This window comes from Pseudomonas oryzihabitans (genome assembly GCF_007665395.1).
Taxonomy (GTDB): Bacteria; Pseudomonadota; Gammaproteobacteria; order Pseudomonadales; family Pseudomonadaceae; genus Chryseomonas; species Chryseomonas psychrotolerans_C.
Genome location: NZ_VDND01000008.1, coordinates 50,574 through 64,616, shown reverse-complemented (window position 1 = coordinate 64,616; position 14,043 = coordinate 50,574). Strand labels below are relative to the sequence as shown.

Genomic DNA, 14,043 nt, shown 5'->3' with positions numbered 1-14,043 from the left:
GCCAATGGCCTGCAAAAGCTGCTCCAGCCTGCGCCAGCCTCAGTGACGGTAGAGCCAGAACAGGATGACCGCCAGATTCAGCGCCAGGGACAGCAGCGCCACGGTCTGCCAGGTACGCAGGGGATCGCGCTGCAGCAGCGGCAGCGGCCGTGCGAGGGGTTGGCGCTCGCCCTGCTCGAGCAGCAGCAGCGCTTCCTCGGCGGTCTCGAAGCGTTCCTCGGGGGTGGCCGCCACCGCGCGCTGCAACCAGTCGTCCAGCCAGGTCGGCACATCGGGGCGCCGCCGCAGCACGCTGGCGGGACTGCCGAAGCGGGGTCGCTGGAAGGGCTCGATCTCGCCATAGGGGTAGTGGCCGGTGAGCAGTTCATAGAGCGTCACCCCGGCGGCATAGAGGTCCTGGGCCGGGCTCGGGGCGATGCCGTCGAAGGATTCGGGCGCCCGGTAGCTCGGAGTGCCCGGGGCATCCTGCAGGTCCTGGGACAGCTGCGGGCAGTAGGCCAGGCCGAAGTCCAGCAGACGTAATTCGCCATCGGTACCGCGATGCAGGTTATCCGGCTTGATATCCCGGTGCAGGATATTGCGCCTATGCAGCTGGCCCAGGGCGCGCAGCAGGCGGGAGGCGACGTCCAGCCAATCGGCCAGCGCCAGCGGCCCATCGCTGTGCAGCTGTTGCGCCAGGGTGCGCCCGGGATACTCCCGCTGGACGAAATAGAGGTGGGCACGGCGGGGCAGGGGGTGCACCTCGACGAAGGCGCGGCCGGCGACGCGGCGCAGGAACCACTCCTCCATCAGCAGCGCGTGCCCGGCCAGGGTGTCGTATTGCAGGGCCGCGGGCAGGGTCTTCAGCAGCCAGGGGCGGCCACTCTCGTCCTCGACGCGATAGAGCAGCGATTGCCGCGACTCGGCCAGGCGCTCGACCACGGTCCAGCCTTCGAAGGCCTGGCCCGGCTTGAGCGCTGGCAGCGGCGGCCAGGTATCGGCGCTGGCCAGGGTGTCGGCCAGGGACACCTCGGGCAGGCGGTCGACCTTCACCAGCAGGGCACTGGCGTTGTCCTGGCCGCCGGCGTGCAGGGCGCCGGCCACCAGGGCCTGGGCGGTGGCATCCAGGTCCGGCCCGCCGTCGGTGAGGATGCGCCTCATGCTGTCCTCGCCCAGCGCGGCCCAGACGCCATCGCTCACCAGCACCAGGGTCTCGCCGGCCTCCAGCTCGCCTTCGCGAAAGTCCACCACCAGATGGCTTTCCAGCCCCAGCGCGCGGGTCAGCACATGCTGCATCCCGGCCTGCTGCCAGACGTGGTCGACGGTGAGGCAGGTCAGGGTGCCGCCGTGCCAGCTATAGGCGCGGCAATCGCCGACATGGGCCAGGGTGTAGCGGCGGCCGCGGATCACCAGGGCGGTCAGGGTGGTCAGCAGCGGCTGGCCATTGCCGGCCGCCTGCAGCCAGCGATTCTGCGCCAGCAGCAGCCGCTCCAGCGCCTGGGCCACTGGCCAGGTCTCCGGGGTGGCGTAGTAGTCCAGGGCCAGGGCCTGGAGGGTGGCGCGGGCGGCCAGGCCGCCATCCGGACAGCCGCTGACGCCATCGGCCAGGGCGAACAGGTGCCCCTTGGTCGCCGCCAGGGCCGCGCTCGGCTGGACGCTGCGCAAGGCATCCTGGTTTTCCTTGCGCGGGCCGGTCGCGGTGGCTTCGGCAGTGACGAGTTCTAGGGACATGGGCGAGGCGCCGGGCGGAGGGACGCCCAGGCAATGCAAAAGCGATACCTGTTGCCCGGGCGCCCCCCTGCCGTCACCAGATTTCCACCCGCTGGTCGTCTGGCCGGACCATGGCATCGCCGGCCTTGCAGCTGAAGGCGCGGGCGAAGGCGGGCAGGTTGGACGGAGCCCCGATGGCGCGGAATCTCATGGGCGCATGGGGATCGGTATTGAGGAACAGGCGTGCCTGCTCTTCGCGGATCGAGCCCCGCCAGACCCGGGCCCAGTTGAGGAAGAAGCGCTGGTCCTGGGTATAGCCGTCGATCTTCCGTGCAGCTTCTTCCGGCTTCTTCGCCAGGGCCAGTTGCAGGGCATCGTAGGCGGCGTTGAGGCCACCCAGGTCGCCGATGTTCTCGCCCAGGGTCAGCTTGCCGTTGACGTGCAACTCCGGATGATCGGGCAGCGGCTGGTAGCGGTCGAACTGCTCCACCAGCTTGCCGGTGCGGGCTTCGAAGGCCTGGCGGTCGGCCGGGGTCCACCAGTCCACCTGGTTGCCGGCGCCATCGAACTTGCTGCCCTGGTCATCGAAGCCATGGCTGGCCTCGTGGCCGATCACCGCGCCGATGCCGCCGTAGTTGATGGCGTCGTCGCCGTCCGGGTAGAAGAAGGGTGGCTGCAGGATGGCGGCGGGGAAGTTGATGGTGTTGTCGGTGGAGCTGTAGTAGGCATTCACCGTCTGCGGCAGCATGCCCCACTCCTGCCGGTCGGTGGGCTTGCCGATCTTGTCCAGGTCATGGCGGTAGTTGAAGCGCGAGGCGGCTTCCAGGTTGGCATAGAACCCCTGGGGCTGCAGGGTCAGGCCGCTCCAGTCACGCCAGCGCTCGGGATAGCCGATCTTGGGCAGGAAGCTGTCCCACTTGGCCAGTGCCTTCTGCTTGGTTTCCGGGCTCATCCAGTCGAGTCGCTCGATGCGGGCCCTGAGCGCCAGCATCACGTTGTCCACCAGCTCCTGGGCGCGGGCCTTGGCCTGGGGCGAGAAGTGCTCCTGCACATAGAGCTGGCCGAGGCCTTCGCCCATGGCGCCATTGACCGCGCGCAGCACCCGCTTCCAGCGCTCGCTCTGCTGCTGCTGGCCGCTCAGGGTCTTCTGGTTGAAGGCGAAGCTCTCCTCTTGGAAGGGCTTGGACAGCAGCGGCGCGGCATCGTCGATCACATGGGCGCGCAGATAGGCCTGCCATTGCTCGAGGGGGGTATCGGCCAGCATCCGGTCGAATTCGGCGAAGAAGCCTGGCTGGGACAGGGAGAATCCCTGCTGGCCGGTCACGCCCTGGCTGGCGAAGAAGGCCTGCCAGTCGAAGTGCGGGGTCACCTGGTTCGCCTCGGCGAAGCTCAGGTAGTGGTACTGGTTCTCCGGGTTGCGCAGGTCCACCGGCTTGACCGAGGCACGGGCGAGGCGGCTTTCGAAGGCCAGCACCAGTTCCGCCTGGGCGGCGGCCTGGGCCTTGGGTACCCTGGTGAGGGTCAGCAGCCGGGCGACATGCTCGAGATAGGCCTGGCGCAGCTTGGCGTAGTCGGCCTCGGTGTAGTAGTCGGGTGTCGGCAGGCCGAGGCCGCCCTGGAATGCGTAGGCGATCTGCTGCTTGGCGTTCTGGTAGTCGGCGCCGGAGCCGAAGGAGAACACCTGCATGTCGCCACGCGCGAAGCTGCGTTGCAGGTAGGTGATCAGGTCGGCGGTGCTGCGCAGCTGGTCGATGGCGGCCAGCTGCGGCTGGATCGGCCGGTAGCCCGCGCGCTCGATGGCGGCCTCGTCCATCCCCGAGCGATACAGCCAGCCGATTTTCTGCTCCACCGAACCCTGGGCGGCGCGATCCGCCTCGCGGGCGGCCCGCTGCAGGATGGCGTGCTGGTCGTTGAGCGACTTCTCACCCAGGGCCATGAAGGAACCCCAGCGCGACTTGTCCGGCGGGATCGGATTGGCGGCGACCCACTTGGCGTTGACGAAGGTGTCGAGGTCGCTGCAGGCGGTGGCGGGGTTACCCAGTTCGGTGACGTCGAAGACCGGGGCGGCGAAGGCCTGGCTGCCGAGCAGCAGGCCGAGGGTGAGGGCGAGGGCGAGGGGTTTCAACGCAGGCATGGGAGAAAGAGGTCTCCAAAAGGACAGGGGAAGCGGGGTAGGGCGTCGAGGGTAGCGGTCGGGGTGCGACCCTGCCAAGCGCGGGTCTCTTGCGGATCCCAGAAACGACGATCCCCGCCGAAGCGGGGATCGTGGGCGACGCCAGGGATCAGAACACCGTCAGCTGCGCCAGTTGCAGCAGCGGCTGCGGATAGACGCCGAGGACGAAGGTGGCGATGGAAATGGCGATCAGCATCACGCCGCCGGCGCGCTGGCCCCAGTTCATCGGTGCATCATGACGCTGCAGGCCCTGCTCGGTCAGGTACAGGGTGACCATCACGCGCAGGTAGTAGAACAGGCCGATGGCGCTGCCCAGCACGATGGCCGCGGTCTGCCACCACATGCCCGCTTCCACGCCCACGGTGATGACGTAGAACTTGCCGATGAAGCCGGCGGTGAGCGGGATACCGGCCAGGGACAGCATCATCACCGTCAGCGCCGCGGTCAGGTACGGGCGGCGCCAGAACAGGCCGCGGTACTCGAACAGGGCATCGGCGTCACGCTGGCCGTTGCTCGGGCTGGACATCAGGGTGATCACGCCGAAGGCGCCCAGGCTGGTGAAGACGTAGGTCACCAAGTAGACCGCCACGGCTTCCATTGACAGGCCTTCGCCCGAGGCCACCGCCACCAGCAGGTAGCCGAAGTGGGAGATGGAGGAGTAACCCAGCAGACGCTTGAGGTTGCTCTGCATCAGCGCCAGCAGGTTGCCGACCAGCATGGAGGCGATGGCGATGAAGGCGATGGCATCGTGCAGCCAGCCGTCTTCGGTGGCCATGGGCATGGTCTGGAATACCCGCACCAGCACGGCGAAGACGGCGACCTTGCTGGCGGTGGCCAGGAAGGCGCCCACCGGCGCCGGGGAGCCTTCGTAGACATCCGGCGTCCAGAGGTGGAAGGGCACCAGCGACAGCTTGAAGCCGAGGCCGACGATCAGCATGCCGAGGCCGATTTCCATCAGCAGGCCGGTGCTGGCCGGGGCATCCATCTGCATGCCGATGTCGGCGAAGCTCAGGCTGCCGGACTGGGCGTAGAGCAGGGCCATGCCGAACAGCAGGATGGCCGAGCCGGCGGCGGACAGCACCAGGTACTTCATGCCGGCTTCCAGGGAGCGACGATTGAAGTAGCTGTAGGCCACCAGGCCGTAGACCGGAACCGAGAGCAGCTCCAGGCCGATGAACAGGCCGGCGACGTTCTGCGCCGCCACCAGTACCAGGCCGCCGGTGGCGGAGATCAGCAGCAGCAGGTACAGCTCTTCGCGGTTGCCCGGATAGCCTTCCATGTAGGCGTGCGACAGGGTCATGCAGGCCAGGGTGGCGATCAGGATCAGCGCCATGTAGAAGCAGGTGAAGCCGTCGATGCGCAGCAGCGGGGTGACGTCGATGGCACCGACGCCGAGGGCCGGGATGCAGGACAGCAGGGCCAGGTTGAGACCGATCACGCCCAGGGTCGGGATGAGGGTGTGATCCCGCCGCCAGGCGATGCCCAGCATCACCACCACGGCGGTGAAGCCGGTGATGATGATCGGCAGGAGGGCGATGAAGTGTTCGTAGGTAAAGGTCATGGCGCTCTTACCGGGCGGAAACGAGGGAGGAGAAGGCTTCGCCGAGCCACTGCTGGACACCGGCCATGCTCGCGGCCGAGGTATCCAGCACCGGCTGCGGATAGACGCCGAGCAGCACCAGCAGCACGCCGAGCAACAGCAGCATCGACAGCTCCCGCACGTTCAGGCCTGGCAGCGCGCCCTCGGCCTTGGCGGGGCCGAAGTAGGCGCGGTGGATCATGATCAGCGAATAGACCGAGGCGAACACCAGGCCGAAAGTGGCGATGACGGTGATCATCGGCACCACCGGGAAGGCGCCCAGCAGGATCAGGAATTCGCCGACGAAGTTGCCGGTACCCGGCAGGCCCAAGGAAGCCGAGGCGAAGAACAGGCTCAGCGCCGGCAGGTAGGGGAGGCGGGCCCAGAGGCCGCCCATCTCGCGCATGTCCCGGGTATGCATCCGCTCGTAGAGCTGGCCGCAGAGGATGAACAGGCCGGCGGCGGAGAGGCCGTGGGCGATCATCTGCACCACCACACCCTGCAACGCCTGGGGGCTGCCGGAGTAGATGCCGATCAGCACGAAGCCCATGTGCGAGACGCTGGAGTAGGCCACCAAGCGCTTGATGTCGGTCTGGGCGAACGACAGGATGGCGCCGTAGAAGATGCCGATGATGCCCAGCCACATGGCGATCGGCGCGAATTCCGCCGAGGCGTTGGGGAACAGCGGGATGGCGAAGCGCAGCAGGCCGTAGGCGGCGGTCTTGAGCAGGATGCCGGCGAGGTCGACGGAACCGGCGGTCGGCGCCTGGGCGTGGGCATCCGGCAGCCAGGAGTGCACTGGCACCACTGGCAGCTTCACCGCGAAGGCGATGAAGAAGCCCAGCATCAGCAGGTATTCCAGCTTGGGATCCAGTTGCAGTTGCAGCAGGTCTTCGTAGTCGAAGGTCAGGACGCCGGTCGCACCGTAGTTCACCAGCACCAGGGCGACGATGGCCACCAGCATGATCAGGCCGCTGGCCTGGGTGAAGATGAAGAACTTGGTGGCGGCGGTGATGCGGCTCTTCTTGCCGTCCGCGGAGCTATGGCCCCACAGCGCGATCAGGAAGTACATCGGCACCAGCATCATTTCCCAGAAGAAGAAGAACAGGAACAGGTCCAGTGCCAGGAACACCCCCACCACGCCGCCGATGATCCACAGCAGGTTGAGGTGGAAGAAGCCGACGTGGCGCTGCACTTCGCGCCAGGAGCAGGTCACCGCCAGCACCCCGAGCAGGCCGGTGAGCAGGATCATCAGCAGCGACAGGCCGTCGAGGCCGAAGTGCAGGCTGATGCCGAAGCGCGGAATCCAGTCCATCTGGAATTCCGCGGTCCAGGCGGTCTCGGCGCCGGGGGCGGGGGCCAGGCTGTAGTCGCCGTGGGCCCACAGCCACAGGCCGAGCACCAGCTCCAGCAGCATGGTGAACAGGGCGATCCAGCGGGGCACCAGCGGGCCGGTCTTTTCCGTGAGGAAGCAGAGCAGGCCGCCGATGAAGGGGATCAGGATTAGCCAGGGCAGAAGCATGACGTGTACTTATCCTTAGTCAGGGGGTCAGGCCAGCAGCAGCGCGCCGAGCAGCAGCACGGCGCCTCCCACGATGGAAGCCGCGTACCAGCGCAGACGGCCGTTCTCGGTGATGCTTAATGCCAGGTTGCCACCGCGCGCCAGCAGCGGGATCAGGCCGATGGCCTGGTCGATGGGATCGCGGCGCAGCAGGCGGGCCAGCAGCAGGTACGGCTTGACGAAGATCAGGTCGTACAGCCAGTCGAAGCCCCAGGCGTGATACCACCAGGTCCCGAAGAAGCGACCCGGCGCGCTCCTGGCCAGGCCGTTCACGAAGGAACGCTTGCCGAGGAAGAGCAGGGCGGCCAGCAGGATGCCGGCGATGGCGATGGCCCCCGAGGTGATCTCCAGCGAATGCTTGGCTTCGCCACCGGCATGGCCGATGGATTCCGGCAGCACACCGGCCAGCGGCGGCACGATCAGCGCGCCGACGAAGGTCGAGAGCACCAGCAGCACCGCCAGCGGCAGGTTGTGGGCGATGCCGTGGCCGGCATGGGCCTCGGTGTGCGCCTCGCCGTGGAAGGTGATGAAGATCAGGCGGAAGGTGTAGATCGAGGTCAGGAAGGCACCGGCCAGGCCTGCGTAGAGCAGGTAGGTGTGGCCGCTGGCCAGGGCTTCCCAGAGGATCTCGTCCTTGGAGTAGAAGCCGGCGGTGACCAGCGGCAGCGCCGCCAGGGCCGAACCGCCCACCACGAAGCTGGCGTAGGCCAGGGGGATCTTCTTCCACAGGCCGCCCATCTTGAAGATGTTCTGCTCGTGGTGGCAGGCCAGGATCACCGAACCCGAGGCGAGGAACAGCAGCGCCTTGAAGAAGGCGTGGATCATCAGGTGGAAGATCGCCGGTTGCCAGGCGCCGACGCCCAGGGCCAGGAACATGTAGCCGATCTGGCTCATGGTCGAATAGGCCAGGATACGCTTGATGTCGGTCTGCACCAGGGCGGCGAAACCGGCCAGCACCAGGGTCACGGCACCGACGATGCCGACCAGGTGCAGGATCTCCGGCGCCAGCAGGAACAGGCCGTGGGTCCGGACGATCAGGTAGACGCCCGCGGTCACCATGGTCGCCGCGTGGATCAGCGCGGAGACCGGGGTGGGGCCGGCCATGGCGTCCGCCAGCCAGGTCTGCAGCGGCAGCTGGGCCGACTTGCCGACCGCGCCGCCGAGCAGGGCCAGGGTGGCCAGCACGATCAGCGGATCGCCGCTGGCGAAGACGTCGGGCGCCTTCTGCAGCAGTTCCTGGATGTCCAGGGTGCCCAGGGTCATGAACAGGATGAACAGGCCGAAGGCCATGAAGACGTCACCGACGCGGGTGACGATGAAGGCCTTCAACGCCGCGTTGCCGTTGGCGCGCTCGCTGTAGTAGAAGCCGATCAGCAGGTAGCTGCACAGGCCCACGCCTTCCCAACCGAAGTACAGCAGCAGCAGGTTGTCGCCGAGAACCAGCAGCAACATGCTGAAGATGAACAGGTTGGTGTAGGCGAAGAAGCGCGAGTAGCCCTCTTCACCGCGCATGTACCAGGAGGCGAACAGGTGGATCAGGAAGCCGACGCCGGTGATCACGCCGAGCATGGTCAGCGACAGGCCGTCCAGGTAGAGCGCCATGTTCGGCGCGAAGCCGTCCACGTTCATCCACTGCCAGAGGACGAGGGTCAGGTGACCGTCGGCGGGCGGCGCGACGTGGAAGTTCCAGCCGACCCAGGCGGCGACCAGCGCCGCCAGGCCCACCGAACCCACGCCGATCAGCGCGGAGAGGTTCTCCGACAGCCGACCGCGGGAAAAGGCCAGCAGGAAATAGCCGACCAGGGGAAAGGCGAAGGTGAGGGGTAGCAGGTTCATCCGTGCATCTCGCTGGCGGCATCGACGTCGAGGGTGTGGAAGCGGCGATAGAGCTGCAGCAGGATCGCCAGGCCGATACTGGCCTCGGCGGCGGCCAGGCTCAGCACCAGGATGAACATCACCTGGCCGTCGGGAGCGCCCCAACGGCTACCCGCGACCACGAAGGCCAGGGCGGCGGCGTTCATCATGATTTCCAGACTCATGAGCACGAAGAGGATGTTGCGGCGGACCATCAGGCCCACCAGGCCAAGGGCGAACAGGGCGCCGGCGAGGGCCAGGCCGTGTTCCAGAGGTATGGCGTTCATTGGCTGTTCTCCAGTCCTTGGCGACTCACTCGCCGATCCCGTCTTTGACGTCACTGCGACCCAGGTGGTAGGCCGCGACCAGGGCCCCCAGCAGCAGCATGGACGCCAGCTCGACCGCCAGCAGATAGGGGCCGAACAGGCTCACGCCCACGGCCTTGGCTTCCACCGAGGTATGGCCGATGGCGGCGCCGCCCGGGGTGCGCGACAGCACCACCAGCAGTTCCACCAGCAACGCGCCCGCGAGGATCACCGGACCGATCCAGACCTTGGGCGTCAGCCACTTGCGTTCCTGCTCGGAGATGACCGGCCCGAGGTTGAGCATCATCACCACGAAGACGAACAGCACCATGATGGCGCCGGCGTAGACGATGATCTCCAGGGCCCCGGCGAAGGGCGCGCCCAGGGCGAAGAACACCATGGAGACCGCCAGCAGGGAGATGATCAGGTACAGCAGGGCATGCACCGGATTGGTGTTGGTGATCACCCGGAAGGTGGCCAGGACGGCCACCCCAGCGGAGAAATAGAAGGCGAATTCCACGACAGCTCCTTAGGGCAGCAGGCTCTTCACGTTGATCGGCTCTGCCTCGCTCTGCGCGGCACCCTTGGGCTTGCCCGCGATGGCCATGCCGGCCACCCGGTAGAAGTTGTATTCCGGATACTTGCCCGGACCCGAGATCAGCAGGTCCTGCTTCTCGTACACCAGCTCCTGGCGCTTGAACTCGGACATCTCGAAATCCGGGGTCAGCTGGATGGCGGTGGTGGGGCAGGCCTCCTCGCACATGCCGCAGAAGATGCAGCGCGAGAAGTTGATGCGGAAGAACTCCGGGTACCAGCGACCGTCCTCGGCTTCGGTCTTCTGCAGCGAGATGCAGCCGACCGGGCAGGCCACGGCGCACAGGTTGCACGCCACGCAGCGTTCCTGGCCGTCGGGGTCGCGGGTGAGCACGATGCGGCCGCGATAGCGCGGCGGCAGGTAAACGGGTTCCTCGGGGTATTGCAGGGTGTCACGCTTGCGGAAGGCGTGACCGAAGACCATCACGATACTGCGCAACTGGGTGTAGGTGCCATGCAGGACGTGCAGGATTTCCTTGATCATGACGGTTACCTCACTGGCCGATGGCCGGCTGGGCGCTGTAAAGCACCACGGCGCCGGTCACCAGCAGGTTGATCAGGGTCAGGGGCAGGCAAAACTTCCAGCTGAAGGCCATTACCTGGTCGTAGCGCGGACGCGGGATGGACGCGCGCAACAGGATGAAGATCATGATGAAGAAGGCGGTCTTCAGGGCGAACCAGACGAACGACAGCCAGGGCAGGGTCTCCAGGAAGGGACCGTGCCAGCCACCGAAGAACAGGGTCACCAGCAGCGCCGAGATCAGCACGATGCCGATGTATTCGCCGACGAAGAACATGCCCCACTTCATGCCCGCGTATTCGATGTGGTAGCCGTCGGCGAGCTCCTGCTCGGCTTCCGGCTGATCGAAGGGGTGGCGGTGGGTGACGGCGATGCCGGCGATGAAGAAGGTGCAGAAGCCGAAGAACTGGGGAACGATGAACCACCAGCCCTGGTGCTGCGCCTCGACGATCTCCCTCATGTTGAAGGAGCCGGTCACCGCGACGATGCCCATCACCGACAACCCCATGAACACCTCGTAGGAGAGGGTCTGGGCCGAGGCACGCATGGCACCCAGCAGGGAGAACTTGTTGTTGCTCGCCCAGCCGGCGAAGAGCACGGCGTAGACGTTGACGCCGGCCATGGCGAAGAAGAACAGCAGGCCGATGTTCAGGTTCGCCACGCCCCAGGTGGGGGTGATCGGGATGACCGAGAAGGCCACCAGCAGCGACCCCATGGCGATCACCGGCGCCAGGCTGAAGATCATCTTGTCGGCGAACGGCGGGGTCCAGTCTTCCTTGAAGAACATCTTCAGCATGTCGGCGCCGAGCTGGAAGGCACCGAAGGGGCCGACCCGGTTGGGACCGTGGCGGTCCTGCCAGAGACCCAGCAGGCGTCGCTCGACGAAGCTCAGCAGGGCCCCGCAGATGACCACCGCCAGGAGGATGACGATGGCCTTGAGGATGCCGATGACCACGGCGATGAGGGTGGGGGTGAGCCAGGTCATGCCGCGGCCTCCTGCAGTCCTTCCACGGTCAGTCCGGCGAAGTCCACCGGAATCCCTTCGAAGCCGGCGGGCAGGCCGACCAGGCCGGCCGACAGCTCGGGCTTGATCTGCAGCGGCAGGCGCAGTTCCTGGCCGGCGACCTGCAGGCGCAGCAGGGCGCCTTCGTTGACGCCAAGGCGGTCGGCATCGGCCTTGGCCAGCGCCACGTAGGCGGCCGGGATGCGCTCGCGCACCGGCTCGGCGCGGGAGGAGGTCTCTTCGCTGCCGAACAGGTGGTACAGCGGCACGGCCTGGAAGCCACTTTCGGTACCGCGCACGGCGGCAGCCGGGACGGCGAACCAGCTCAGGCGATCGCCCTGGGACTCGATCAGGCGCACGCCCGGATCGCCGGCGCGCAGGTGGCCGCCGACCTCGTCCTGGAACTTGTTCCAGGCCTGCGGCGAGTTCCAGCCCGGGGACCAGGCGAAGGGGATCTGCTGGCGCGGCTCGGCGCTGCCGGCATAGCCTTCCATGGAGAAGGCGAAGGCGGTGTCGGCGTCCTGGGGCGCGCGCGGCTCGTGCACGCTGAGGTTGGCGCGCATGGAGGTGCGGCCGCTGTAGCGGTGCGGTTCGCGGGCGAGCTTGAGGCCCTTGACGCGGAAGCTGGCGTTCGGCGCGGCGTCGCGGATGCCGTCCAGTTGCGGCGCGGCGGTGGCTACGGCGTCGGTGACATGGTCCAACTGGGTCCAGTCCACCGGACGGTTGTCCAGGGTGTTGCGCAGGGCGTGCAGCCAGCGCCAGCCTTCGCGGACCAGGCTGGAGGGATCGTAGTAGCTCGGCTCATAGACCTGGAAGAAGCGCTGGGCGCGACCTTCCTGGCTGACCAGGGTACCGTCGCCTTCGGCGAAGCTCGCCGCCGGCAAGACCAGATCGGCGCGCTGGGCGGTGGCGGTGCGCTGGTGATCCAGCACCACCAGCACCTGGGCGCGGGCCAGGGCCTGATCCACCTGCTGGGCAGGGGCGCGACGATAGAGGTCGTTCTCCAGCACCACCAGGGCATCGGCCTGGCCGTTTTCTAGGGCGGCGAAGGCGTCTTCGACGGACTCACCGCCGTAGAGCGCCAGGCCCAGGCTGTTGGCTTCGGGCACCACCAGGCTCAGGGAGCCGGCCTTGCCCTTGGCGGCCAGGGCCTTGGCCAGGTTGGCGGCGGCCTCGATCAGCGCCGGCTCGCCCAGGGAGGTACCGGACACCACCAGCGGACGTTCGGCGGCCAGCAGGGTCTCGGCCAGCAGGCGCGCCTGCTCGGCGACCTCGTCGCTCAGGCCGTCGACGGCCGGGGCGCTGGCATCGATGGCATGGGCCACGGCATGGCCGAAGCGCGCCAGTTCCAGCGGCGAGCCATGCAGGCGGGCATCGGCGACGTCATCCAGGCGGGTGGCGGCGACGCTGGCGATGAACAGCGGATTACGCTCGCTCTGACCGATGTTCTGCACGGCAGCGTTCAGCCAGGGCTGGATCTTCTGCGCGGCGGCCATGGCCTCGGGCTTGCCCTTGACCGCTTGGCGCAGGGACAGCGCCAGGCGCGCGGCGGTCTGGGTCAGGTCCTCGCCGAGGACGAAGACGGCGTCGTGCTTTTCCATGGCGCGCAGGGTCGGGACGGGCAGGGGGCTGTCCTTGAGCACCTGCAGCACCAGGCGCACGTTGGCCAGGTCACGGGCGCTCATGCCGCTGGAGAAGTTCGCGGCGCCGACCAGCTCGCGCAGGGCGTGGTTGCTTTCCAGGCTGGCACGGGGCGAGCCGATGCCGATCACCTTCTTGCCGCGCAGCAGCAGGGCGGCGCGATCCAGGGCGGCGTCGATGCCGGTCTCCAGGCTGCCGTCTTTCAGCAGCGCCTGGCGCGGACGATCCTTGCGGTTGACGTAGCCATAGCCGAAGCGGCCACGGTCGCAGAGGAAATACTGGTTCACCGAGCCGTTGAAGCGGTTCTCGATGCGGCGCAGTTCACCGTAGCGCTCGCCGGGGCTGATGTTGCAGCCCGAGGAACAGCCATGGCAGATGCTCGGGGCGAACTGCATGTCCCACTTGCGGTTGTAGCGCTCGGAGTGGGTCTTGTCGGTGAATACCCCGGTGGGGCAGACCTCGGTCAGGTTGCCGGAGAATTCGCTCTCCAGGGCACCGTCCTCGACGCGGCCGAAATAGACGTTGTCATGGGCACCGTAGACGCCCAGGTCGGTACCGCCGGCGTAGTCCTTGTAGTAGCGCACGCAGCGGTAGCAGGCGATGCAGCGGTTCATCTCGTGAGCGACGAACGGGCCGAGGTCCTGGTTCTGGTGGGTACGCTTGGTGAAGCGATAGCGGCGCTTGTTGTGGCCGGTCATCACCGTCATGTCCTGCAGGTGGCAATGGCCGCCTTCTTCGCAGACCGGACAGTCGTGGGGATGGTTGGTCATCAGCCATTCGATGACCGAGCTGCGGAATTCCTTGGCTTCGGCGTCTTCGATGGAGATGAAGGTCTTGTCGCTGGACGGCGTCATGCAGGACATGACCAGGCGCCCGCGGGTATCGTTCTCGTCGGCGAACTGCTTGACCGCGCACTGGCGGCAGGCGCCGACGCTGCCCAGCGCCGGGTGCCAGCAGAAATAGGGGATGTCGAGCCCCAGGGACAGGCAGGCTTCGAGGAGGTTGTCCGCCCCGTCGACCTCGTACGTCTTGCCGTCTACATGGATAGTGGCCATAGGGTTTTCTTCTCACCCGCGCAGGGCGGGTCTGGCTAATGGGAAAACGTTCGCGCCGCCCTGGGGATC

General features: G+C 67.1%; 10 protein-coding genes. All 10 read right to left on the bottom strand.

Annotation, left to right across the window (positions count from 1 at the left end; all coding sequences use genetic code 11):
* Window positions 1–39: 39 nt before the first annotated feature.
* The 10 genes from FSV73_RS16885 to nuoG all read right to left on the bottom strand — a co-directional run bounded on the left by FSV73_RS16885 (window position 40) and on the right by nuoG (window position 13,974).
* Window positions 40–1,710, bottom strand: coding sequence for a bifunctional protein-serine/threonine kinase/phosphatase (locus FSV73_RS16885; protein WP_145008996.1), 1,671 nt, complete (start codon window positions 1,708–1,710; stop codon window positions 40–42).
* A gap of 73 nt (window positions 1,711–1,783) precedes the next feature.
* Window positions 1,784–3,823 (bottom strand): M13 family metallopeptidase, encoded by a 2,040-nt coding sequence (locus tag FSV73_RS16880; protein WP_186309260.1) that lies wholly within the window; start codon window positions 3,821–3,823, stop codon window positions 1,784–1,786.
* Window positions 3,824–3,971: 148 nt separating this feature from the next.
* On the bottom strand, window positions 3,972–5,423 hold the full coding sequence (gene nuoN / locus FSV73_RS16875) for an NADH-quinone oxidoreductase subunit NuoN (RefSeq protein ID WP_145008995.1): 1,452 nt from the start codon (window positions 5,421–5,423) through the stop codon (window positions 3,972–3,974).
* Window positions 5,424–5,430: 7 nt separating this feature from the next.
* Window positions 5,431–6,963 (bottom strand): NADH-quinone oxidoreductase subunit M, encoded by a 1,533-nt coding sequence (gene nuoM / locus FSV73_RS16870; RefSeq protein WP_145008994.1) that lies wholly within the window; start codon window positions 6,961–6,963, stop codon window positions 5,431–5,433.
* Between the two features lie 27 nt (window positions 6,964–6,990).
* On the bottom strand, window positions 6,991–8,838 hold the full coding sequence (gene nuoL, locus FSV73_RS16865) for an NADH-quinone oxidoreductase subunit L (RefSeq protein WP_145008993.1): 1,848 nt from the start codon (window positions 8,836–8,838) through the stop codon (window positions 6,991–6,993).
* Complete coding sequence (gene nuoK / locus FSV73_RS16860) at window positions 8,835–9,143, bottom strand: NADH-quinone oxidoreductase subunit NuoK (protein WP_007158894.1); 309 nt, start codon at window positions 9,141–9,143, stop codon at window positions 8,835–8,837. Before nuoK ends, nuoL begins: the two co-directional genes overlap by 4 nt.
* 25 nt (window positions 9,144–9,168) lie before the next feature.
* Window positions 9,169–9,681 (bottom strand): NADH-quinone oxidoreductase subunit J, encoded by a 513-nt coding sequence (nuoJ, locus tag FSV73_RS16855; protein ID WP_145008992.1) that lies wholly within the window; start codon window positions 9,679–9,681, stop codon window positions 9,169–9,171.
* A gap of 9 nt (window positions 9,682–9,690) precedes the next feature.
* Window positions 9,691–10,239 (bottom strand): NADH-quinone oxidoreductase subunit NuoI, encoded by a 549-nt coding sequence (gene nuoI / locus FSV73_RS16850; protein ID WP_017642306.1) that lies wholly within the window; start codon window positions 10,237–10,239, stop codon window positions 9,691–9,693.
* A gap of 10 nt (window positions 10,240–10,249) precedes the next feature.
* On the bottom strand, window positions 10,250–11,260 hold the full coding sequence (gene nuoH / locus FSV73_RS16845; protein ID WP_145008991.1) for an NADH-quinone oxidoreductase subunit NuoH: 1,011 nt from the start codon (window positions 11,258–11,260) through the stop codon (window positions 10,250–10,252).
* Window positions 11,257–13,974 carry an NADH-quinone oxidoreductase subunit NuoG gene (gene nuoG, locus FSV73_RS16840; protein ID WP_145008990.1) on the bottom strand — a complete coding sequence of 906 codons (2,718 nt, stop codon included), beginning with the start codon at window positions 13,972–13,974 and terminating at the stop codon, window positions 11,257–11,259. The genes nuoH and nuoG overlap by 4 nt, the downstream gene beginning before the upstream one ends.
* Between the last annotated feature and the right edge of the window lie 69 nt (window positions 13,975–14,043).